This is a genomic window from Streptomyces sp. NPDC001480, assembly GCF_042894725.1.
Lineage (GTDB): Bacteria > Actinomycetota > Actinomycetes > Streptomycetales > Streptomycetaceae > Streptomyces.
Map to the genome: position 1 here is coordinate 289,440 of NZ_JBIAVX010000010.1, position 23,308 is coordinate 312,747.

General features: G+C 68.8%; 13 protein-coding genes and 1 pseudogene. 10 read left to right on the forward strand and 4 right to left on the reverse strand.

The window, feature by feature from the left end; all coding sequences use genetic code 11:
- Positions 1 to 496: 496 nt before the first annotated feature.
- On the forward strand, positions 497 to 2,665 hold the full coding sequence (locus tag ACFY01_RS26255) for an elongation factor G (protein WP_390738178.1): 2,169 nt from the start codon (positions 497 to 499) through the stop codon (positions 2,663 to 2,665).
- Between the two features lie 113 nt (positions 2,666 to 2,778).
- On the opposite strand, the gene ACFY01_RS26260 is transcribed toward ACFY01_RS26255, so the two are convergent.
- Complete coding sequence (locus ACFY01_RS26260; RefSeq protein ID WP_390738179.1) at positions 2,779 to 4,611, reverse strand: coagulation factor 5/8 type domain-containing protein; 1,833 nt, start codon at positions 4,609 to 4,611, stop codon at positions 2,779 to 2,781.
- 211 nt (positions 4,612 to 4,822) lie between these two features.
- Here ACFY01_RS26260 and ACFY01_RS26265 point away from each other — a divergent pair, with 211 nt between their 5' ends.
- The 5 genes from ACFY01_RS26265 (at position 4,823) to ACFY01_RS26285 (ending at position 11,481) form a co-directional block, all read left to right on the forward strand.
- Complete coding sequence (locus tag ACFY01_RS26265) at positions 4,823 to 6,139, forward strand: ABC transporter substrate-binding protein (protein ID WP_390738180.1); 1,317 nt, start codon at positions 4,823 to 4,825, stop codon at positions 6,137 to 6,139.
- A 5-nt stretch (positions 6,140 to 6,144) separates the two neighbouring features.
- Positions 6,145 to 7,137 carry a carbohydrate ABC transporter permease gene (locus ACFY01_RS26270; protein ID WP_390738181.1) on the forward strand — a complete coding sequence of 331 codons (993 nt, stop codon included), beginning with the start codon at positions 6,145 to 6,147 and terminating at the stop codon, positions 7,135 to 7,137.
- A 7-nt stretch (positions 7,138 to 7,144) separates the two neighbouring features.
- Positions 7,145 to 7,984: a carbohydrate ABC transporter permease gene (locus ACFY01_RS26275; protein WP_390738253.1), complete on the forward strand. Its 840-nt coding sequence runs from the start codon at positions 7,145 to 7,147 to the stop codon at positions 7,982 to 7,984.
- Positions 7,985 to 8,013: 29 nt separating this feature from the next.
- Positions 8,014 to 9,378, forward strand: a complete 1,365-nt coding sequence (locus ACFY01_RS26280) for a GH1 family beta-glucosidase (RefSeq protein ID WP_390738182.1) — start codon at positions 8,014 to 8,016, stop codon at positions 9,376 to 9,378.
- 216 nt (positions 9,379 to 9,594) lie between these two features.
- Entirely contained in the window at positions 9,595 to 11,481 is a 1,887-nt protein-coding gene (locus ACFY01_RS26285) for a DNA/RNA helicase domain-containing protein (protein WP_390738183.1), read from the forward strand.
- A 32-nt stretch (positions 11,482 to 11,513) separates the two neighbouring features.
- Here ACFY01_RS26285 and ACFY01_RS26290 read toward each other — a convergent pair whose 3' ends face one another.
- Complete coding sequence (locus tag ACFY01_RS26290; RefSeq protein WP_390738184.1) at positions 11,514 to 11,879, reverse strand: hypothetical protein; 366 nt, start codon at positions 11,877 to 11,879, stop codon at positions 11,514 to 11,516.
- Between the two features lie 29 nt (positions 11,880 to 11,908).
- Positions 11,909 to 13,705 carry an HNH endonuclease gene (locus ACFY01_RS26295; RefSeq protein ID WP_390738185.1) on the reverse strand — a complete coding sequence of 599 codons (1,797 nt, stop codon included), beginning with the start codon at positions 13,703 to 13,705 and terminating at the stop codon, positions 11,909 to 11,911.
- Positions 13,706 to 13,777: 72 nt separating this feature from the next.
- Between ACFY01_RS26295 and ACFY01_RS26300 the strand changes: the two are divergent.
- The 4 genes and pseudogenes from ACFY01_RS26300 to pglX all read left to right on the forward strand — a co-directional run.
- A pseudogene (locus tag ACFY01_RS26300) lies at positions 13,778 to 13,897 on the forward strand (hypothetical protein); the annotation flags it as partial.
- Between the two features lie 130 nt (positions 13,898 to 14,027).
- Positions 14,028 to 14,213 carry a DUF397 domain-containing protein gene (locus tag ACFY01_RS26305; protein ID WP_390738186.1) on the forward strand — a complete coding sequence of 62 codons (186 nt, stop codon included), beginning with the start codon at positions 14,028 to 14,030 and terminating at the stop codon, positions 14,211 to 14,213.
- Between the two features lie 180 nt (positions 14,214 to 14,393).
- Positions 14,394 to 19,079 carry a BREX system serine/threonine kinase PglW gene (pglW, locus tag ACFY01_RS26310; protein ID WP_390738187.1) on the forward strand — a complete coding sequence of 1,562 codons (4,686 nt, stop codon included), beginning with the start codon at positions 14,394 to 14,396 and terminating at the stop codon, positions 19,077 to 19,079.
- The gene (pglX, locus tag ACFY01_RS26315; protein WP_390738188.1) at positions 19,076 to 22,708 is read left to right on the forward strand and encodes a BREX-2 system adenine-specific DNA-methyltransferase PglX; all 3,633 of its coding nucleotides are present in this window, start codon (positions 19,076 to 19,078) and stop codon (positions 22,706 to 22,708) included. The genes pglW and pglX overlap by 4 nt, the downstream gene beginning before the upstream one ends.
- On the opposite strand, the gene ACFY01_RS26320 is transcribed toward pglX, so the two are convergent.
- Positions 22,635 to 23,249: an ATP-binding protein gene (locus ACFY01_RS26320; RefSeq protein WP_390738189.1), complete on the reverse strand. Its 615-nt coding sequence runs from the start codon at positions 23,247 to 23,249 to the stop codon at positions 22,635 to 22,637. The genes pglX and ACFY01_RS26320 overlap by 74 nt on opposite strands.
- Between the last annotated feature and the right edge of the window lie 59 nt (positions 23,250 to 23,308).

Here is a 23,308-nt window from a genome sequence, read left to right on the forward strand (position 1 = left end):
CCCGTCGGTCGAATGTCCGGAAAATGTCGGGCCGGTGGAACGAATTCCCGGAAGAGCGCGGAGAAACGGTGCCGAACGGGAATCTCCGTGTTTTCTCCGCCTGTTCGGGAGCTTCGGCAATACCGGGCGCCGAAAAAAATTCCGTGCCCCGGGGCGGCCGTCCTCCCTACACTCACGATGCGTCGCGCACCGCCGGCCCAGCCCGGTGCGCCGTTCGTGACCAGCCGACGAGTGAGGGGAGCCGCGCCGTGTGTGACCACGCCGCCATCGCCGTTCCCCGTTCCGGGTACGAGGTGATCCTCGTGTCCTCGTCCGTCCGGTGCCCGCAGCGCGGCCGGCACCGGAACCCCGCGGCACACCGCTGACGTATTCCGCATTCGCATGCCACATCCGTCGCTTCGGTGCCCACCGACGACCCCCTGTTGACGGTCGATCGGCTTTTGTCTGCCCGGGAATCGCGCCGCCCATTCCGCATCCACGCGAAAGGCATCGGGCCATGCGCACCGCACCCCGTCCGCACTCCACCACTCCGTCGGCCGCCGTCCGCAATCTGGGCATCCTCGCCCACGTCGACGCCGGCAAGACCACCGTCACAGAACGGATCCTGTATGCGACCGGCATCACGCACCGGCGCGGCGAGGTCCATGACGGCACGACCGTCACCGACTTCGACCCTCAGGAACGCGACCGCGGCATCACCATCTTCGCCGCCGCGGTGAGCTGTGCCTGGGACGGCCACCGCATCAACCTGATCGACACGCCGGGCCATGTCGACTTCGCCGACGAGGTCGAGCGCTCGCTGCGCGTGCTCGACGGCGCGGTCGCGGTGTTCGACGCCGTCGCGGGGGTCGAGCCGCAGAGCGAGTCCGTGTGGCGGCAGGCCGACCGGCACGGCGTACCGCGTATCGCGTTCGTCAACAAGATGGACCGGGCGGGCGCCGACCTCGACGCCGCCGTGGCGTCGATCCGGGAACGTCTGCACCCGGCGCCGCTCGTCGTGCAGCTGCCGATCGGGGCGGAGGACGCGTTCACCGGTGTGGTCGACCTGGTGCGCATGCGAGCGCTGGTCTGGGCCGACGGTGGTGACACGGTGGAGGAGGAGCCGGTGCCCGAGGGGCTGCGGGAGGAGGCGTGGCGGCGGCGCCGGGCGCTGGAGGAGGCCGTGGCCGAACTGCATCCGGCGGCGATGGAGGAATTCTGTATGCAGCCGACTGCCGACATGCCGACTGCATCCGTGTCGATTGCATCCACCGCGCCGCAGATCGTATGCACGCCCCCGCCGGCCGTATCCACGCCCACCCTCATCACCGCCCTGCGCGACCTGACCCGCACCGGAGACGGCCTCGTCGTGCTCTGCGGCTCGGCCTACCGCAACCGCGGCACCGAGCCGCTCCTCGACGCGGTGGTGGCCTACCTGCCGTCCCCGCTCGACGTCCCACCCGTACGCGGGACGCACGACGGCGCCGAGCAGTTCCGCCCCGCCGACGCGGGGGCGCCGTTCGCCGCGCTGGCGTTCAAGGTGAACGCGACCGCCACCGGCCGGCTGACGTATGTCCGTGTCTACTCGGGCACGATCGAGAAGGGAGGCACCGTATGGGATCCGGGCACGAGGCGCACCGAGCGGGTCGCGCGGATCCTGCGGGTGACGGCCGACCGGCACGCCCAGGTGGACCGGGCGGTCGCCGGGGACATCGTCGCCGTGGTGGGCCTGAAGTCCGCCCGGGTCGGTTCCACCCTGTGCGATCCGGCCGCTCCGCTCCTCCTGGAGCCGCCGTCGGTCGCCGACCCGGTGGTGTCGGTGGCGGTCGAGGCCCGTCGCGGCTGCGACACCGGCCGGCTGGCGTCGGCGCTGGCGCGGCTGGCGGAGGAGGACCCGTCGCTGGTGGTGCGGACGGATCCCGAGACGGGCCAGACGGTGCTGTCGGGCATGGGTGAACTGCACCTGGAGGTCGCGGTGGAGAAGATCCGCCGCGATTCAGGGCCGGACGTCACCGTCGGCCGTCCGAGGGTGACGTATCGGGAGACCGTGGTCCGCGGGGTGTCGCAGCTGGTGTTCAGGCACGTCAAACAGGACGGCGGGGCCGGCCAGTTCGCCCATGTCGTCCTGGATGTCGAGCCGCTCGCGGCCGAACCCGGGAGCAATGGCTTCGAGTTCCGGTCGGCCGTGGTCGGCGGCCGGGTGCCGCAGGAGTACATGCGTGCGGTGGAGGCCGGCTGCCGGGACGCCCTGGCCGAGGGGCCGCTGGGCGGTCAGCCGGTGACCGGGCTCAGGGTGACGCTGACCGACGGGTCGACGCATGTGAAGGACTCCTCGGAGGCGGCGTTCCGCACGGCGGGCCGGCTCGGGCTGCGCGCGGCGTTGCGGGCGTGCGCGATGGTGCTGCTGGAGCCGGTCGCCGAGGTCACGGTCACCGTGCCCGAGGCCGCCGTCGGCGGGGTGCTCGGCGACCTGGCGGCGCGGCGCGGCCGGGTCACGGGTTCGCAGTCGCGCGGCGGTGCGGCGGTGCTCACCGCCACCGTGCCGCTGGCCGAACTGTTCGGCTACGCGACCCGGTTGCGCAGCCGGACGCAGGGCCGGGGCACCTTCACGGCCCGGCCCACCGGTTACGCGCCGGCCCCGTCGGCGACCGCGGCCGCGACTGCCGGACCGGCTCCGGCGCGGTAGCGGGACGGCCCCCGCCCCGCCCCCCGCCGGCCTCCGGTGGCCCCCGCCGGTGCCGCCGTCGCGACGCGCCCCGGACGGCTGTCAGACCCGCCCGGGACCGTCGTCGCGACCTGTCAGGGGTACGACACCACCGTGGACGGCGTCGTCGACGTGCCCTGCGTCGGCGATCCGGTGTCGTTGATCACGTGCTCGTACTGGCCGTTGCCGCCGAGCGAGACGACGAGCAGGTCGTGGAAGCGCACCCCCGGCCGGTTCGGGGCGGCGAAGCCGCTGTGCTGCACGATGGCCGGGTCGACGTTGTAGTAGCAGTAGCTGCCCAGGCCCCAGCCCTCGTGCGTGGTGACGGCGTCGCCGACCTTGTAGGCGGCGTAGCCCTTCACGGAGCCGTTCTGGATCGCGGCCTGGTTCGGGGCGTCGTAGGCCTTCTCGTTCTGGAAGAAGATCGTGCGGCCCCGCTGGCCGTTCCACTGGACGTCGTACTTGTTGAAGTGCTCGACGAACAGGCCCGTGCACAGTACGTCGTCGCCGTTCACGACCACCCCGTAGTCGGCGCGGTTGGTCTCCCAGCCGACGCCGGTGCCGTGGTCGGCGCGCCAGACCCAGGTGTGGTCGACGATGGTGTGGCGGCTGTTGATCACCATGCTGGTGGTGGCCCGGCCGGCGCCCGCGCCGCCGATGCGGACGAACACGTCCTGGACGGTGGTCGGGTTGGCCGAGTGGTCCCGGGTGGCGCCGCCTGGGCCGACTTCCAGCAGGGTGGCGGAGTTGACCGGTCCGGCGTCGATGAGGAGTCCGGCCAGGCGTACGCCGCCGACGTCGGCCGTCTTCAGGGCCGTGACGCCGTTGTCGGGGACCAGGGTCGCGTAACCGAGGCCCAGGACGACGGTGCCCGCGCGGTTCACCTGGATCGGCTGGTCGAGGTGGTAGATCCCCGGTGTCAGCAGCAGGTGAAGCCCTTGTGCGAGGGCCTGGTTGAGGGTCGCCGCGGTGACGCCGGGCCGGGCGACGTAGAACTGCGACAGCGGCAGGGACGTGCCGCGGGGGGTGCCGTTGCCCCAGGTGACCCCGCGGGCGTTGGTGCGTTTCTCGGGCAGGAAGACGCGGAACTCGCTGCCGCTGACGTACAGGAACGGCTTCTCGCGGGAGACCGGGGTGGTGTCGAGCGTGGTGTACGGCGGGTTCGGGAAGCTCTGGGCCGGTGCGCCCTGGACGCCCGAGAACACCATGTTCCAGACGCCGTTGAGCCAGCTGCCGATCGCGCTGTCGCGGGTGTACCACTGCTGTTGCGAGTACGGTCCGACCTGGCCGTCGATGCGGCTGTCGGCGATGTAGCCGCCGCTGGCCCAGCCGTACCCGGTGGGTGAGAGGTTGAGGCCGCCGCGTACGTGCATGCGCCGGAAGGGTGCCGCCTGCGCGACCGCCCACCGGTTGGTGCCGTTCGCCGGGACCAGGGCGAGGTTCTCCGCCGAACGCCAGAAGTTCTGTGTGGCGTTGCCGTTGAACCAGCCCGCGTCGACCGTCACGTCGCCGTTGAGGGTCGTGTCGTCGGGGGAGAGGCCGAGGCCGGCGATGGAGGTGTAGAAGCCGAGTTGGGCGTTGAGGCCCTGGTAGGTGCCGGGCTTGAACAGCAGGGCGTACCGGCCGGTGCCGAACTGTGCCGACTCCTGCTGCCGGAACACCTCGTCCAGTCGTGCCTGGATGTTCGGTGTCGACGGTTCGAACACGAGGACGTTCGGGCCGAGGTCGCCGCCGCCGGGCAGCAGGCGCGGCTTCTTCCCGGCTGTGGTCCTCCCGGCGGGGGTCTTCCCGCCCGTGGTCTTCCCGGTCGGGGTGTTCCCTGTCGGCGGGGCGGCGGTCGCGGGGGCGGACAGGCCGAGCACGGCGGCGGGGGCCGCGGCGGCCGCGGCGGCCAGGACGGCTCTGCGGCCTGGGGCGGGCTGGGGCATGGGGCGGCTCTCCTGTTCAGGAAGTGAACGGGGTGGGGTTTGGGAGCGCTCTCTTGCCGGTGAATGCTTCAACTACCCGAACGGGCGCGTCAAGAGGCGGGGCCGGAGTTCCACAAGGGTTGCCGTACCCCTTGACGAGCGCACCTCCGGAGGTTTAACTCACGTCCTAAATTAAGCCATGATTGCAATCCCTGAAGGGACACCGGGAGCCATGCGCAGAATCCGAGTCGCGGCCGTCGGGGCCGTCACCCTGTCTCTCGCCCTGGCCGCCACGGCCTGCGGCGGTGGTTCATCGACAGGCGGTGGATCCAACGACTCGCCGAAGACGCTGACGTACTGGGCGTCCAACCAGGGCGCCAGCATCGCGGTGGACAAGAAGGTCCTCCAGCCCGAACTCGACAAGTTCGAGAAGCAGACCGGCATCAAGGTGAAGCTGGAGGTGGTCCCCTGGTCCGACCTGCTCAACCGGATCCTCACCGCGACCACCTCCGGCCAGGGCCCCGACGTCCTGAACATCGGCAACACCTGGAGCGCCTCCTTGCAGGCCACCGGCGCGCTGCTGCCCTGGGACGCGAAGAACTTCGGCAAGATCGGCGGCAAGGACCGCTTCGTCGACTCGGCTCTCGGCTCGACCGGCGCCGCAGGCAAGGACCCGGCCGCGGTGCCGCTGTACTCGATGGCGTACGCGCTCTACTACAACAAGAAGATCTTCGCCGACGCCGGCGTAGCCAAGCCCCCGGCCACCTGGGCCGAACTCGTCGCCGACGGCAAGAAGATCAACGCGAAGGGCAAGTCGGCCCTCGGCGCCGAGGGCGCGAACGTCTCGGAGAACATCCACCACGTCTTCGTCTTCGCCAAGCAGCACGGCGCCGACTTCTTCACCGCCGACGGCAAGCCCGACTTCACCAATGACGGCGTGGTCGCCGCGGTCCAGCAGTACGTCGGTCTCATGGCGAAGGACAAGGTCATCCCCACCGGCGACGCCGAGTACGCGCAGAACCAGTCCGTGAGCGACTTCGCCAAGGGCAGGCTGGCGATGCTGCTGTGGCAGTCCGCGTCCTCCAACCTCAAGTCGCAGGGCATGAGCGAGGACCAGTACGGCATCGCACCCGTGCCCGTCCAGTCCGGCACCCCCGGCGCCGGCGCACAGGTCAACTCGATGGTCGCGGGCATCAACCTGGCCGTCTTCAAGAACACCCACAACCTCGACGGCGCCACGAAGTTCGTGAAGTTCATGACCGGTGACGCCGAGCAGAAGATTCTCAACACGGCCTACAGCACCATCCCGCCGGTCAAGTCCGCCCAGTCCGACGCCGCGTTCACCACCCCGTCGAACGCCGTCCTGAAGGACACCCTGGCCAAGAGCGCCGCCGCGCTGCCCCAGGTCGCCGACGAGTCGCAGTTCGAGACCGCGGTCGGTACGGCCGTGAAGGAACTGTTCGCCGACGCCGCCGCCGGACGCGCGGTCACCGCCGACTCGGTGAAGGCCCAGCTCGCCAAGGCCCAGCAGCAGATGCCCGCGAAGTGAGCACGATGACCACCACCGCCCTGAAGGAGACGGTGCACGGCGACGGCCCACCCGGTGCGGCGGCACGCGAACCCCGCCGCCGCACCGGGCGGATCCGCCGCGTCGGACTGCCGTACCTGCTGCTCCTGCCCGCCCTGCTCCTCGAACTCCTCGTCCACCTGGTGCCGATGGTCATCGGCATCGTGATGAGCTTCAAGGAGCTGACGCAGTTCTACATCCGCGACTGGGGCACCGCCCCCTGGTCCGGCTTCGGCAACTACCGCGTCTCGGTGGACTTCGACGCCCCCGTCGGCGAGGCACTCCTGCACTCCTTCTTCGTCACCGTCGGCTTCACCCTGCTGTCGGTCGCCCTGTGCTGGCTGATCGGAACGACCGCCGCGGTCTTCATGCAGGACACCTTCCGCGGACGCGGCCTGCTGCGCGCCCTGTTCCTGGTGCCGTACGCGCTGCCCGTCTACGCGGCCGTCATCACCTGGGTGTTCATGTTCCAGCACGACAACGGCCTGGTGAACCACGTCCTGCACGACCAACTGCACCTCACCGGCAAGCCGTCCTTCTGGCTGATCGGCGACAACAGTTTCTACGCCCTGCTGGTCGTGCACGTGTGGAAGGGCTGGCCGTTCGCCTTCCTCATCGTCATGGCCGGACTCCAGAACATCCCACGCGAGCTGTACGAGGCCGCCGCACTGGACGGTGCCGGGATGTGGCAGCAGATCCGCCGCATCACCCTGCCGTCACTGCGCCCGGTCAACCAGGTGCTGGTCCTCGTCCTGTTCCTGTGGACGTTCAACGACTTCAACACGCCGTACGTCCTGTTCGGCAAGGCCGCCCCCGAGGCCGCCGACCTGATCTCGGTGCACATCTACCAAGCCTCCTTCGTCACCTGGAACTTCGGCACCGGCTCGGCCATGTCCGTGCTGCTGCTGATGTTCCTGCTGGTCGTGACGGGTGTGTACCTGCTGCTCACCTCGCGTGGACGGAAGGCCGCCGATGTCTGACTCGCCCATGGCACCGCCCCGTTCGTTCCTGTGGTCCCGGCGGATCTTCCTCACCCTGCTCACCGGCTTCGTACTGGTCCCCGTGTACGTGATGGTCTCCAGCTCGCTGAAGCCCCTCGCGGACGTCACCGGCAAGTTCCGCTGGCTGCCCAGCGGCCTGACCGTCCGCCCGTACATCGACATCTGGTCGACGGTGCCGCTCGCCCGGTACTTCGTGAACTCGCTGATCGTGGCTGGCGCGGCGACGGTCTGCTCGGTGGTCGTCGCGGTGTTCGCCGCCTACGCCGTCAGCCGCTACGAGTTCCGGGGCAAGCGCGTCTTCACGGTCACCGTGCTCTCGACGCAGATGTTCCCCGGCATCCTCTTCCTCCTCCCTCTCTTCCTCCTCTACGTCAACATCGGCAACGCCACCGGCATCGCCCTGTTCGGCTCGCGCGGCGGGCTGATCCTCACGTACCTCACCTTCTCCCTGCCGTTCTCGATCTGGATGCTGATCGGGTACTTCGACTCGGTGCCGCGCGACCTGGACGAGGCGGCGCTGGTGGACGGCTGCGGGCCGCTCGGCGCGCTGCTGAGGATCGTCGTGCCGGCCGCGGTCCCGGGCATCGTCGCGGTCGCCGTCTACGCGTTCATGACGGCCTGGGGAGAGGTGCTCTTCGCGTCGGTGATGACCAACGACACCACGCGCACCCTGGCCGTCGGCCTCCAGGGCTACTCCACGCTCAACAACGTCTACTGGAACCAGATCATGGCCGCCTCGCTCGTCGTCAGCGTGCCCGTGGTCGCGGGTTTCCTGCTGCTCCAGCGCTATCTCGTCGCCGGACTGACGGCGGGCGCCGTCAAGTGACCAACACCCCGTATTCCGAAGGGACTTTCGTGTCCGTACGCATCGACCTCGCCGCACTCCCGCATGACTTCCTGTGGGGCACGGCCACAGCGGCGTACCAGATCGAGGGAGCCGTCACCGAGGACGGCCGGTCGCCCTCCATCTGGGACACCTTCTCCCACACCCCCGGGAAGATCGCGAACGACGACAACGGCGACGTCGCCTGCGACCACTACCACCGCTGGCGCGAGGACATCGGCCTGATGCGGCAACTCGGCACCAACGCCTACCGGTTGTCCGTCGCCTGGCCGCGCGTCCGGCCCGGCGGCGACGGACCCGTGAACACCAAGGGGCTGGCCTTCTACGACGAGTTGGTGGACGCGCTGCTGGACGCGGGCATCACCCCGTCCGTCACCCTCTACCACTGGGACCTGCCGCAGGTGCTCCAGGACCGCGGCGGCTGGCCGGAGCGGGAGACCGCCGTCCTGTTCGCCGAGTACGCCTCGGTCGTCGCCGCCCGTCTCGGCGACCGCGTCAAGCACTGGGCCACGCTCAACGAACCGTCCTGCTCGGCCTGGATCGGCCACCTGGAGGGCACGATGGCCCCCGGCCTGACCGACCTGACCGCCGCCGTACGCGCCTCCTACCACCTGCTCCTCGGCCACGGCCTCGCCACCCAGGCGATCCGCGCCGCCGCCCCCGACGCGCGGATCGGCATCGTCAACAACCTGTCCACCGTGCACCCCGCCACCGACCGCCCCGAGGACGTCGCGGCCGCCCGCCGCCACGACGGGCACGTCAACCGCTGGTGGCTGGACCCGGTGCACGGCCGCGGCTTCCCGGCCGACATGGTCGACACCTACGGCGCCGAACTCCCCTCAAAGACAGGCGACTTGGAGATCATCGCCGCCCCGTTGGACTGGCTGGGCCTGAACTACTACTTCCCGGCGTACGTCGCCGACGACCCCGACGGCCCCGCCCCGCGCGCCCGCTCCGTACGCCGCCCGGACGCCCCGCGCACCGGCATGGACTGGGAGATCGACGCCGACGGCATCGAGACACTGCTGCTGCGCCTCACCGGGGAGTACGGCGCGCGGAAGATCTACGTCACCGAGAACGGCTCGGCCTTCCCGGACGTGGTCCGCCCCGACGGTACCGTCGACGACCCCGAGCGCCAGGACTACCTGGAGCGGCACCTGGCCGCTTGCGCCTCCGCGGCCCGCAAGGGCGCCCCGCTGGCCGGCTACTTCGCCTGGTCGCTGCTGGACAACTTCGAGTGGGCCTACGGCTACGACAAGCGCTTCGGCCTGGTCCACGTCGACTACCGCACCCAGGTGCGGACGATCAAGGGTTCCGGTCACCGGTACGCGGACATCGTCCGCGTCCACCGTGGCCAGGCACGCCGGGCCGCCTGAGCCCGGCCTGGCCGACCGGTGGGCACGGGTGCGGGAGCCCGTGCCCACCGGTCCGTACGGAGGCAAGGACTGAGTGCCCCTGCCTCCCGGCCAGGGGCCAGGTAGGCTTGATCGCGTCGTCATAGCGGCCCGACGGGCTTCCGCTCCGCCGCGGCGGGGTCTCGAAGGACATGCCCCCACCCGCACGAGTCAGTTCGTGCTGCCTGGGGGAAGTTCTTGCTGTTCCGTGAGTCCGCGCAAACGATCGCCGCAAGAGCGCTCGACAGTTCGCTCTACCTCCACCTCACCGAACAGTTCGTCCACATGCACGGCTACCGACCCAGCGCCGCCGAGGTGCGTTCCTGGGAACGGAGCATCCCTGCCCTGGCTGCCGCGCTCAACGACGCCGGCCTCGGCGAGGTCGAGGTGATGCTGGAGTACGCGCTGCCGCTGAACAGCAAGCGCGCCGACGCGGTCCTCGCCGGAGTGCACCCCGCCACGGGCGAGCCGTCGTACGTCGTCGTCGAGCTGAAGCAGTGGAGCCAGGCCGAGCCGGACGAGGACGATCCGGCGCTGTGCCGGATCGACACGTACGCACATCCGGTCCTCAACCCCATAGAACAGGTACGCCGCTACTGCGAATACCTGATCAACTTCAACGGGGCGGTGGCCGAGCACCCGGGCAGGGTCAGCGGCGTGGCCTATCTGCACAACGCCACGGAGTTCGGCGTGGGCGGCCTCCGGGCGATCGAACTCGACAGCGCCGGCCAGATGTTCACCGGTGAGCGGCGCGGCGAGTTCATCGACTATCTCCGGGCCAGACTCAGTGCCAAGGTGCCCGGTGCGCGGGCCGCCGACGAACTCCAGTCGGGCAGGACGGTCCCGTCGAAGCAGCTGATGTCCGTCGCGGCCCGAGAGGTGCGCGAGCGCGAGCAGTTCGTGCTCCTGGACGAGCAGCAGGTCGCGTACCGCATGGTGCTCAACGCGGTACGCAAGGCCAAGCAGTCCAACCACAAGGAGGTCGTGGTCGTCACGGGCGGTCCTGGCACCGGCAAGAGCGTCATCGCGCTCTCCCTGCTCGGCGAGCTGTTCAGGCAGGGGGTCCCGGCCCTGCACGCCACGGGCTCCCAGTCGTTCACCAAGACGATGCGCAAGGTCGCGGGCACTCGCAAGCGGGAAGTACAAGACCTCTTCAAGTACTTCAACAGCTTCATGACGGCCGAGCAGAACTCCCTCGACGTCCTCATCTGCGACGAGGCCCACCGCATCCGCGAAAACTCCGCCAACCGCTACACACCGGCGGCCCAGCGGACCGGCAAGCGGCAGATCGACGAACTCATCGATGTCGCCCGTGTCCCCGTCTTCCTCCTCGACGAACACCAGGTGGTGCGTCCCGGCGAGATGGGCACGGTGGAAGACATCAAGGCGGCCGCGGCGGCCCAGGGCCTCGAGTGCCATGTCGTACCGCTGGAGAGCCAGTTCCGCTGCGGTGGCAGCGACGCGTATCTGCGGTGGGTGGTGCGCCTACTCGGCCTGCAGTCCGGTGGGCCGGTGGTCTGGGAACCCGACGACCGCATGCAGTTGCTGGTCGCCGACAGTCCCCAGGAGATGGAGGAGTTTCTGGAGGCCCGCCGAGCCCAGGGCTACGGCGCCCGCATGTCGGCCGGCTACTGCTGGCCCTGGTCCCCGGAACCCAAGCCCGGCGATCCCCTTCCGGCCGACGTGATGATCGGCGAATGGGCCCGCCCCTGGAACCTCCGCGGCGAGCGCTCGGTCTCCGGGGCGCCGCCGTCGGCCCTGTGGGCCACCGACCCGGCCGGCTTCGGCCAGGTCGGCTGTGTATACACCGCCCAGGGCTTCGAGTACGACTGGTCCGGCGTGATCATCGGCCCCGACCTCGTCTGGCGCGGCGACCGCTGGATCACGGACCGTACGCAGTCCAAGGATCCGGTTTTCAAGAAGTCGACCTCTGACGCCGATGTGGACCGTCTGATCCGGAACACCTACAAGGTGCTGCTGACCCGAGGCATGATCGGCACGATCGTGTACTCGACGGATCCGGAGACGCGGGAGAAGCTCCGGGAGCTGGCGGTCGTGGTGCCACAGGAGGCGGTGCCGGCCTGACGGACCCGCTCCCGTGGTGTCGGACGGTACGGTCAGACGCTGCCGGAAGCCCAGCCGGGCGGATTCTGCCGGGCTGTGCGCAAGAAGCGTTCGACATCGAAGCGGTGCTCGCCCAGCCGATGCCGAGCGGTTTCCAGGTGGTGCTCCTCGAAGAGGTGCTCGTACCAGGGCAGCAGGACGAACGCCTCGACACTCAGCTCGAGACGGTTCGCCTCCCACAGGGTGGTGAACCCGTCCGAGGCGTTGCCGCCGCGCAGGAGCTGCTTGGCGGCTCCGACACCGCCGAGCTCTCCCAGCATCTGTGTGAACCGTGTCGGGTTGTAGCCGATCTCACGCTTGAGGCGCTCGGCACCCCTGCGCACGTCGTCGTGGAACTTGAGTTCTGCTTCGCTCGGCATGTCCTTTTCCCCCCGGATCATGAAGGCTGCTATTTCCTCGTCAGCTTGTTGAGCTCACACAGGGTTCGGTGGTACTGCAGATACGCCTCATCGATCTGGTGGTCGGTGCGTCGGCGAAGTCGCCCCACGGAATCACCCCCATGCGTCTGCCTCACAAAGCCGTCAACGTCAATGTAGATCTCCAGACCGTCGAAGAGAACATGGTGGTTGGGGCACAGGCAGAGCAGGTTCGGCAGTTCGTCTGGACCGTCGTGCGGGGATCCGAGGCCACGGATGTGGGCGGCCTCGCTGTAGGGCCTGCGCTTGTACTGCAGACGGGTCTCGCACACCTGGCAAGCATGGTTGTGCAGCTCCTTGACCCGGTTGGCGATCGCGGCATTGCGAACCAGCCGCGAGGAGGTGGAATCCCGGCGCGCGGTCGGACCAGTCGGCCGCTCCGCATCGGCGGCCTCCTGGTCTTGACCGTCCTCATCTTCGTCGGGCAGGCCTTCGGCCGTCGCGTACCCGGCGAGGCCCACCCGACTGAGCAACTCGCGATGGTCGACGTCGTCCAAATACGTGCTGCAGAGCCTGACCACGGCCTCAAGTCGGGTGAGAGGGTTCTGCAGCAGTTCAGCGCTTGCATGGGTGAGACCTGCGACGGGCTGGACGGTGTCGAGGGTCCCCACCGGCGGCATGGGGTCTGCCTCGCTCGGTATCCCGTGCACCTCCCACAGGCCACTTTCCTGCAGTTGGCAGAAGGGGGCCTCGGGGGCGGCTTTGGAACCGGGCAGTCCGAATTGGGCCAGGAGTGGACCCACTTCCGCGCGAAATTCGGTCCACGGCGCCAGACGAGGCTTTCCCGCGGCTATCCGGGATACCGCCCACAGCAGAGCCAGCGGCTGGTGGCTATCGTCAGCTCTGTTCTCCGGGCGGTGAGGAGCGTTGAGAGAACACATCCGATCCAGCAATTCCGTTGCGGTGAGCTGGGGAGACGGGGCGGGCTGCGGTCGTTGCGGTGGGATCGCTGGGCGCCTCGTCGGAAGGAGTTGGGTGACGCGGCGGTACTCCTCGGCGGATCGCAAGGTCAGGCTCCGCAGAGGTGCTGGAACGCGCAGGCGCCGCAATATGGGAGCGGCAAGAACGGGAGTGGTGAACTCCTCGACTTCTCCCAGAGCCATGATGTGTTCCCATGTGGCGTTGTTCTCGTCGGCTCCCCAGACCCTCTGCGCCACGGGCAGGCTGTCGAACAGATGGAGAATGCGGGCGCGGGCGAAGAAGTGGTTCTCCGCATAGAAGAACACGTCGTCGCCGACACGACGATTCTGCAAAGCTCGCACTTTCTCGTTGTTGACCTGCGTGGTGGGAGTGGAGCCCCACAGCCGAGCGATCCCATCCGGATACAGGGCGGTCAGCGTTTCCGCTTGATCGCCGAGTGCGTCCCTGATGTCTGCCACGGGAATGCCCTGTCGTATCGACCTGGCGAAGTTCTGTGGACCACGATCCCGAGCCCCGCCGCGAGGCTGGAGAACGAGCTGCGGCGCTACCTGCTGCGTCGTCTCCGCGACGGGGGTCCCGTCCGTCACGGTGAAGCCAAGCGCACGCAGACGAGACGCCACGGTGCGCGCACCCCCGCTGAAGTCGTCGGCGGACAGCAACTCGCCGGCCGAGTACAGATGCGCTACGCCCGCGATGGCCTTCGAGTCGTAGTGGTTTCCGTCCCACACCAGCTCATACGTTGTCGCCCGGCCGAAGCCGTACCGGCGGCGGAACACCTCACGTCCCAGGAGTTGACACTCCGCAACCGCAGCCAGCACTCCTGCACGCGTCACATCCCCAAGTCCCATGCCACGGAGATTAGTAGGAGGGTATGACAATCACTCATCCGCATCGAACGAACTGGGCTCCGTACAAGCCGCGTGTACGGACCCTGGCTGAGCCTTGCGCGTAACCGCGCCCAGCCGCTTCACGGTCCCCCGTCCACCGCGGAGCAACTGGAGCAGCGGATCGCTGCCCGGCTGGCCCGGCAGGAACTGATGCGCCGCGAACCGCCGATCGCCTTCAGCTTCATCGTCGCCTATGCGGCTCTTGGAGACCTCGGGCCGCCAGTGGCTCGGGTACTCGGAGCCGGGACTCGGCGGAGTTGTTGCAGCGGATGCGGGGAGCGCTATGAGCACCGTCAGCGAGCTGGACTGGTTCAAGAGCAGCTACAGCGGGTCCGAGGGCGACGACTGTGTGGAGGTCGTACACACGCCTGGTGCCGTGCATGTGCGGGACTCCAGGAAGAAGGAAGGGTCGCGGTTTGCTAGCTCCCCATCGGTATGGGGCGATTTCCTCGCATGCGTCACAGAATAATCAGCCTGCGACGGCTCGGTCCGGGTGATACGGAACGGGTGATTCCCGTCTCGCGGGTCGAATGTCCTATAGTCCCGTCTTTCACGAGGTCTTCCCATGTAGCAGGCAACCATTAGGATCTGCGGCAGGTCCGACCTTGGGGAACGGCGGGCCCAGAGGTACGAACGAGTGGGGACAGGCATGCGGGAAGGCCGGTGGGTCACGGTCACCGAGTCCGAGTTCGATCATGAACGCCGCGGCCTGGAGGCGATCCGGGAGAAGCTTCCGGACTCCGACCCCTGGCGTGCCTGGTCGAACTTCACCTTCACGGCGAACACCGGCCACGTCCGCGAGGTCGATCTGCTGGTCGTCGCCCCCGGCGGCCTCTGCATGATCGAACTGAAGGACTGGCACGGCTCGGTCACCTCCGAGAACGGCACCTGGGTCCAGACCACGCCGGGTGGCCACCGCCGTACGCACGGCAACCCGCTGCACCTGGTCAACCGCAAGGCCAAGGAACTGGCGGGCCTGCTCGCGCAGAGCGGCGGCAAGCGGGTCTGGGTCGCCGAGGCCGTCTGCTTCACGGACAACAGCCTGCGGGTACGGCTGCCCGCCTACGACCAGAACGGCGTGTACACCGTCGACGAGCTGGTCGAGATGCTCAAGCAGCCTCCGCGCGACGAGCGGCGCCGCATCACCGCGATCGGCTCGCGCGAGATCGCGGCGGCCCTGACGAACATCGGCATCCGCAAGAGCGACGCGCAGTACAAGGTCGGTCCGTACGAGCTGGAGCGGAAGTCCTTCGACTCCGGCCCCACCTGGGCGGACCACCTCGCCCGCCACAGTGACCTGCCCGAGGCCGCCCGCGTCCGGATCTACCTGAGCGAGCGCGGCTCGGACGCCTCGCTGCGGCAGTCCGTCGAGAACGCCGCCCGGCGCGAGGCCGCGGTGCTGGGCCGTTTCAAGCACCCCGGCGTCGTCGAACTCAAGCAGTACTTCCCGTCCGGCCACGCGGCCGGCCCCGCGCTGATCTTCGACTACCACCCGGACACGCTGAAGCTGGACGAGTACCTGGTCCAGTACGGCGAGAAGCTGGACATCCTCGGCCGGATGGCGCTCGTACGCCAGCTCGCCGAGACCATGCGTTCCGCGCACTCCAGCCGCATCCACCACCGGGCGCTCGCCGCCCGCTCCGTGCACGTAGTCCCCCGGCCGCGCGGCAGGAAGGGCCAGGCCGTCGGTGAGGAGGCCGCCTGGCTCAGCCCGCGGCTCCAGATCTCCGACTGGCAGATCGCCACCCAGCGCAGCGGCGACTCCTCCCAGGGCCAGGGCATGACCCGGTTCGCCCCGACCGCCCTGTCCGCCATGCACCTGGCCGACGACGCCGACGCCTACCTCGCCCCGGAACTCACCGCCCTCAACCCCGACCCGGTCTACCTCGACGTGTACGGGCTCGGCGTCCTCACCTACCTGCTGGTCACCGGCAAGGCCCCGGCCGCCAGCCAGGCCGAGCTGCTGGCCCGACTGGAGGCGGGGGAGGGCCTGCGCCCCAGCTCTCTGGTGGACGGGCTCTCGGAGGACGTCGACGAACTGGTGCAGGCCGCCACCGCCTACCGGCCAGGTCAGCGCCTCTCCAGCGTGGACGAGTTCCTGGAGCTGCTGGAGGTCGTCGAGGACTCCCTGACCGCCCCGGCCCCGGCGGCCACGGGTGCGGAGGGGCCGGGCGAGGAGGACGGGACCTCCGCCGACAAGGACCCGCTGGAGGCCGTCGCCGGTGACGTGCTCGCCGGCCGGTGGGAGATCCGCCGCCGCCTCGGCACCGGCTCCACCAGCCGCGCCTTCCTCGTCCGCGACCTTCAGGCCGAGGCCCGCAAGACCCGCCCGCTGGCCGTGCTGAAGGTCGCCCTCTCCGACAACCGGGGCGAGATCCTGGCGCGCGAGGCCGAGGCCATGGGCCGCCTGCGCCCCCACTCCGGCATCATCCGCCTCGTCGAACCGGAGCCGCTGCACATGGGCGGCCGTACGGTCCTGGTGCTGGAGTACGTCGGTGACGAGCGCGACGACAACGGACAGGGCGCCGAGGGCGGTGGGCGCCCGCGCCGCCGCGAGGAGACCGTCGCCCGCCAGCTCCGCGAGAACGGCCGTCTGCAGGTCGACCAGCTGGAGGCCTACGGCGACTACCTCTTCAGCGCCGTCGACTTCCTGGAGGGCGAGGGCGTCTGGCACCGCGACATCAAGCCGGACAACATCGCCGTCCGCGTCCGCCCCAACCGCACCCGCGAACTCGTCCTCATCGACTTCTCGCTCGCCGGCTACCCGGCGAAGAACACCGACGCGGGCACCGACGGCTACCTCGACCCGTTTGTCGACGTCATCACGCGCGGCTCGTACGACTCGCACGCCGAGCGGTACGCCGTCGCCGTCACCCTGCACCAGATGGCCTCCGGCGAGCTGCCCAAGTGGGGCGACGGCAGCCTCCTGCCCCGCATGACCGACGCGAAGGAGTGGCCGTACCCGACCATCGCGGCAGAGGCCTTCGACCCGGCCGTGCGGGACGGGCTGGTCGCCTTCTTCCAGAAGGCCCTGCACCGCGACGCCGGCAAGCGGTACCCCGAGCTGAAGCCGATGCGGGACGCCTGGCGCAAGGTCTTCCTCGACGCCTCCCAGACGGTCCCGTCCAGCCACCGCACCCGCCCCCCGGCCGCTGTGACCACGGGGGAGGGCACGCCCGCGGAGGTCGCCGCCGCCGCCAAGATCGCGGACGCCGAGCCGGAGACCGCCGAGCAGCAGCGCGACCGGCTCGCCGCCGAGGTCACCCGGGACACCCCGCTGACCGTTTCCGGTCTCACGCCCGCCGCGCAGTCCTTCTTGTACGGCCTGGGCATCACGACGGTCGGCGAACTGCTGGACTACAGCCGCCGCAAGCTCGTCAACGCCCCCGGCCTCGGTGCCAAGACCCGTAACGAGGTCCAGCAGCGCCAGCGGGAGTGGGGCGAGCGGCTGCGCGAGATCCCCGTCTCGCCGCTCACGCCGAAGGGGCGGGCAGAGGCCAAGGAGGAGCTGGATCAGCTCACGGCTGCCGAGTCCGCCCTGGTGGGCCGCCTCGCGACGGGCGAATCGGCGGGTACGCTGCCCGCCCGCACGCTGCGCTCGGTCAGCCTCGACACCCTCGCCACCGTCCTCGTGCCCGCCGTCAACAACAACGGCTCCAACCGCAACAAGGCGGAGATGGTACGGCTGCTGCTGCGCCTGCCCGACGAGCATGGCGTGCTGCCCGACATCGGTGTCTGGCCGAAGCAGAAGGATGTCGCGGAGGGCCTTGGGCTGAGCCACGGCCGTATCCCGCAGATGCTCAAGGAGGAGCGCAAGCGCTGGAAGGCCGAGCCTGCCGTCCAGGCGCTTCGCGAGGAGATCATCGACCTGCTGGTGGGCATGGGGCGTGTCGCCTCTGCGGTGGAGATCGCGGATGCCCTGGCTGTACGCCGCGGTACGCATCTCGCCGGGCGTGAGCAGCGGCGTGCGATGGCGCTGGCCGCTGTGCGGGCCGTGGTCGAGGTGGAGCAACTACTGCCGCAGGAGGCCGAGTTCCAGCACCAGCCGAACCGCAAGGCGACGGACGAGTCCCTGGGAGCCGGCCTGCTCGCGCTCGACGTGCGCGAGAACGACGGTCCGGACACTCCGACCGCGCCGGGCTTGCTGGAGTACGCGACCCGGCTGGGTAAGACGGCTGACCGGCTCGCCAGGCTGGACACCATGCCGACGGCGGCCACTGTGCTGGCGGAGCTGGGCGCGCTGACGGTGCCGCCGGGCGCCGTCGACTGGGACGAGCGGCGCATGGTGGAGCTGGCGGCAGCGGCATCGGTGAATGCGGCTGCTACTCCGCGCTTGGAGATCTACCCACGCGACCTGTCGCTCGTCCGTGCGCTGCGCCTCACCCAGGCCGGGCTCGTCCGCTGGATTCCGGGCATGCCGGAGGGGCAGCAGCCGGGCCTGACGGGCGAGGCCGTGCACGAGCGGGTCCGTGCTCGCTTCCCGGAGATGGTCGTCCCGGACGGGCGTGGCGGCACGACCCACGAACTGCCGACGGGCGGCCCGCTCACCAAGGCCTTGCGTGACGCCGGCTTCGAACTGTCGCTCAGCATGCACGAACGTGAGGGCGTGCTGCGCTACCTGCCGACGCGGGTGGACGACGCGTCCAGCTACCTCACGACCGGTGCGTGGCGGCAGTCGACGCGTACGGGTGCGGTGACGCGGTACGCGGACGACCCGCAGCTCGCTGTTGCTGTGCGCGCGGAGGAACGGCTGCTCGCGTCTGCCCGGCGGGACGGGTACCGGGTGCTGACCGTGCGGCAGCAGTTGGTGCGGGATGCGGTGCGGGAGCTGGGTGCCGAGCGGCTGGGCGCGGATGCGGTGTCGGTGACGGAGCTGTTCCTGGAGGCCCTGCACGGGCAGGTCACGCCCGGGACCAAGCCCACCTGGGAGACCCTGCTCAAGGCGGATGCCGCCGAGCCGGGTTCGAAGGGTGCGGTGCGGTTCGCGGAGTACGCGCGCACGGCCTGGGGGTCGGTGGAGCCCCGGATCGTGGAGCTGCTGGGTAACGGTGGCGATGCTGGTCCTGTTCTGTTGACGGAGGCCGGGGTGTTCGCCCGGTACGACGCGATGGGCGTCCTGGACCGGCTGGCGTCGGCGGCCCGGAGGGGTGGGCGGGGGCTGTGGCTCCTGGTCCCGCAGGCCGACCCGTCGCGCGAGCCCCGGCTGGGGCAGGTGGCTGTGCCGTATCAGGCTGGCCTGGGGGAGTGGATTCAGCTTCCGGACACGTGGGTGGGCAACGCCCATCGGGGGTCCGGTGATGTTGTGGCAAGTGGTGTCGAGGGAGACGTCAAGTGATCGACCGCAAGGCTCTGTTGGACGACCTGAAGCAGCAGGTCAAGGCGGTTGAGACCGACCTGGGCAAGCAGGTGAAGGCGCTGGGGGATGTCGGCGCGAGGTTGCGGGCCGAGTACGACCAGGCGCGCAAGCTGGGGCGTACGGCGGCGACGTGGAACTCGTGGCTGGACGAGCGGGTCACGCAGGTTGCGGTGGCGTGGGTGCTGGGGACCGTGTTCGTGCGGTTCTGCGAGGACAACCGGCTGATTCCGGAGCCGTACCTGACGGGGGCGGAGGGGGACCGGCGGGAGCTGGCGGAGTCTCGGTACGACGCGTACGTGGAGTCGGACGACGATCCCACCTACCGCGGCTGGTTGCGACGAGCCTTCGCTGAGTTGGGTGATGGCCAGGCCGGTCGCTTGCTGTTCGACAGCACCCATAACCCGCTGTACCAGATTCCGCTTTCGCACGACGGCGCGCGAGAGCTGGTTGAATTCTGGCGACAGCGCGACGAGACGGGCGTCCTCGTTCACGACTTCACCGACCCGTTGAATGATGATGGTACGGAGGGGTGGGACACGCGGTTCCTGGGGGACCTGTACCAGGACCTGAGCGAAGCCGCGCGGAAGACGTATGCGCTGCTCCAAACGCCGGATTTCGTACAGGAGTTCATCCTCGATCGGACTATGAATCCGGCGGTGCGGGAGTTTGGCCACGAAGAACTGAAGATGATCGACCCTACGTGTGGGTCGGGGCACTTTGTACTGGGGGCGTTTCGGCGGTTGGTGCGGCTGTGGAGGGAGGGGCAGCCGGCCAAAGATGTGCACGAGCGGGTGCGGGCTGCATTGGACTCGGTGCACGGTGTAGACATCAACCCGTTCGCAGTGGCCATTGCGCGGTTCCGGTTGCTGGTTGCCGCGATGGCAGCGAGCGGCGTGCGGACGCTGGACGAGGCCTCGAAATACGAGTGGCCAGTTCATCTGGCGGTAGGGGACTCGTTGATCAAGTCCCGCTCCCAGCAGGGTAGCTTGTTCGGCGAGGTGGACACTGATCTCGCGGATGAGCTGGCTGAGTTCAAGTATGCTACGGAGGACCTGGGTGGGTACCCGGAGATGCTCGGGCCGGGGCGCTACCACGTCGTAGTGGGGAACCCGCCGTACATTACGGTCAAGGACAAGAATCTCAACGTCCTGTACCGAGAGTTGTATCCGGCTTGTGCGGGCAAATATGCACTGTCGGTTCCTTTCGCTCAGCGGTTCTTCGAACTGGCCAAGCGGGGGGATTCCGAGGGACGCGGCTATGGCATGGTCGGGCAGATCACCGCCAACTCCTTCATGAAGCGCGAGTTTGGCACAAAGCTCATCGAGGGCTATTTCGGCCACGCAGTAGAGCTGACCGAAGTCATTGATACCTCCGGTGCCTACATCCCGGGGCACGGTACGCCGACGGTCATTCTCGTGGGTACGAGGCGGGGCGGGGATGGACGGTCGCGGGTTATTCGGACCGTCCGCAGTGTGCAGGGCGAGCCTGCCGCGCCGGATAATGCCGAGGATGGCCTGGTTTGGCGGGCGATTGTCGAGCAGATTGACAAGCCAGGTTCCGTGAGCCAGTGGGTGTCCGTGGATGATCTGGACCGCGAGAAGTACTTCAGTAAGCAGCCGTGGGTCCTTGCAGATGGCGGCCAGGAGATGCTGGAGCAGATCAACACGGCCCGGCAGGCGATCCTGAAGCGCGACCTGCACCGGATCGGGTTCTACGGGATCATGGGGGCGGACGACGCCATGAGCGCCGTTCCGCGCACGTTCAAGAGGATCAACGCCGAGTCTGAGTACGTCCGGCGCCTTGTAGTGGGAGACGAGGTGCGTGACTTCCAAATCATGGACGGCGACGACGCCTTCCACCCGTACGGCAGTCGACGCGATCTGGTCAGTACAGATGCCTTTCCCAACCTGGCCAGCTGGCTGTGGCCGTACCGGACCGAACTGGGAGGCCGCGCCACGTTCTCGGGCGGCACGTACTTCACGGATGGTCGGCCTTGGTGGGAGTGGCATCAGCTTCCTAAGGATGTGGGTGCCCATGCGTGGTCGCTGAACTTCGCCTTTGTGGCGACTCATAACCATGTGGTTCTTGACCGCAATGGGTGTGCGTTCACCAGGACAGCACCGGTGATCAAGCTGCGGGAGGGGGCGAGTGAGGAGGAACACCTGCGGCTGCTCGGGTTGCTCAACAGCTCCACAGCGGGGTTCTGGCTCAAGATGGTGAGCTATCCGAAGGGCGGCGATCCGGTTGGCGTCGAGGGTGCGCGGGTCAGTGTGCATCCTTGGTCCGACAGGTACGAGTTCACCGGAACCAAGCTCCAAGAATTCCCACTTCCTTCCGAGTACCCAACCGGCCTCGGCTCCACCCTCGATGCCCTGGCCCAGCGACTTGTCGCGGCCAGCCCGGTGTCAGTGGCTGCTGAGGCTGTCCCGATTGCTGGCCTACTTCGTGAGGCGAGGGCACGCTGGGAGTCCACTCGCGGCCGCATGATCGCCCTCCAGGAAGAGCTGGACTGGCAGGTCTACGGCCTCTACGACCTCCACTCCGAAGACCTCCGAGTTTCTGAGGATCCTGAGGACCCCAAAATCCCCGAACTCGCCCTAGGCGAACGTGCCTTCGAAATCGTCCTCGCTCGCCGCGTAGCCGCTGGAGAGGCCAGCGACGAGTGGTTCAAGCGGCACAATTCCACCCCGATGTCGGAGATCCCAGCCCACTGGCCCGCTCCCTACCGCGAGATCGTCCAGAAGCGGATCGACGCCATTGAGTCGAACCGTGCCATCGGCATGGTCGAGCGCCCCGAGTACAAGCGCCGCTGGGCTACTGAAGGCTGGGACGCGCTTCAGGAGAAGGCTCTGCGTTCCTGGCTGCTCGATCGTATGGAGAACCGCGACCTCTGGTTCGACGAGAACGGCCAGCCCACCATCCTCACCCTGGCCCGCCTCACCGACGCCGTCTCGCGCGACGAGGACTTCGTCTCCGTAGCCAAGCTCTACGCACCCCGCAATGAACTCGCCAAGGTGGTCGCCGAGCTGATCACCGACGAGCATGTGCCGTTCCTCTCCGCCCTGCGCTACAAGCCCTCCGGTATGAAGAAGCGCGCCGACTGGGAAGAGGTGTGGGACCTCCAGCGCAAGGAGGACGCCGTGCCCGACGAGCCCGCCAAGCGCAAGATCCGGGACTCCATCCCCATGCCGCCGAAGTACACCTCGGCCGACTTCCTCCGCCCCTCCTACTGGAAGGCGCGCGGCAAGCTCGACGTGCCGAAGGAGCGGTTCATCTCCTACGGGCGGACCAACGCGGCCACCCCGGAGCTGTACGGGTGGGCCGGCTGGGACCACCAGGAGCAGGCGCAGGCCCTCGCCACGTACTTCACCAACACCGCGCTGTCGACCGAGGAGATCACGCCGTTCCTTGCCGGCCTGCTGGAACTGCAGCCGTGGCTGTCCCAGTGGCACAACGAGTTCGACATGCTCTACAGCGGCTCCCCGGCGGACTTCTTCGCCGGTTACCGCCAGCAGAAGCAGGGCGAGCACGGACTCACCGACGAAGACCTCCGTAACTGGCGTCCCCCGGCCGCAACTCGAGGCCGTCGTGCCGCTGTGAAGAAGTAGCCGCGAGTGACTCGGCGTTGTGCTCGCACGTCGATGCCGAGTCCGCCGGACGAGGGGCCACCGTGTGCGTGTGCGGGTGGCCTCCGGTCGGCACGCGCAGCTCGGCCCAGACCGTTTTGCGGGGGCCGGACGGGCGAGGATTGACGCCCCAGTCGTCCGCGAGAGCGGCGACGAGGTGGAGGCCGCGGCCGGACTCGGACAGGCTGTCGAGGGCCGGGGGAGCGGGCGAGGGCTGTTTCTCGGCGCGGGTATCGGTCACCTCGATGCGGAAGGTGTCCTCGGTCAGGGTGAGTTGGACGTCGAAGTCCCGACCGGGGACGTGGCCGTAGCGTACGGCGTTGGCCGTGAGTTCAGCCGTGATGAGTGTGAGCGTCTCGTTGGCCGGGGTCGCGTAGGGATGGCCCCAGTCGTTCAGGCGGTGTGAGACGAGTCGGCGGGCGAGGCGAGCACCGCGTGGGGTCGAGGTGAACCGCATACCGAACTCGTGTTCGGGCGCGGGGTGCTGCGGCATATGCCCGTTCGGGGGAGTTGCTGACTTCATGCGGTCAAAGGTCGCGGGCTCTGCGTAGCGTCGAACAGGAGCGACGTGCTGAAGGGTGC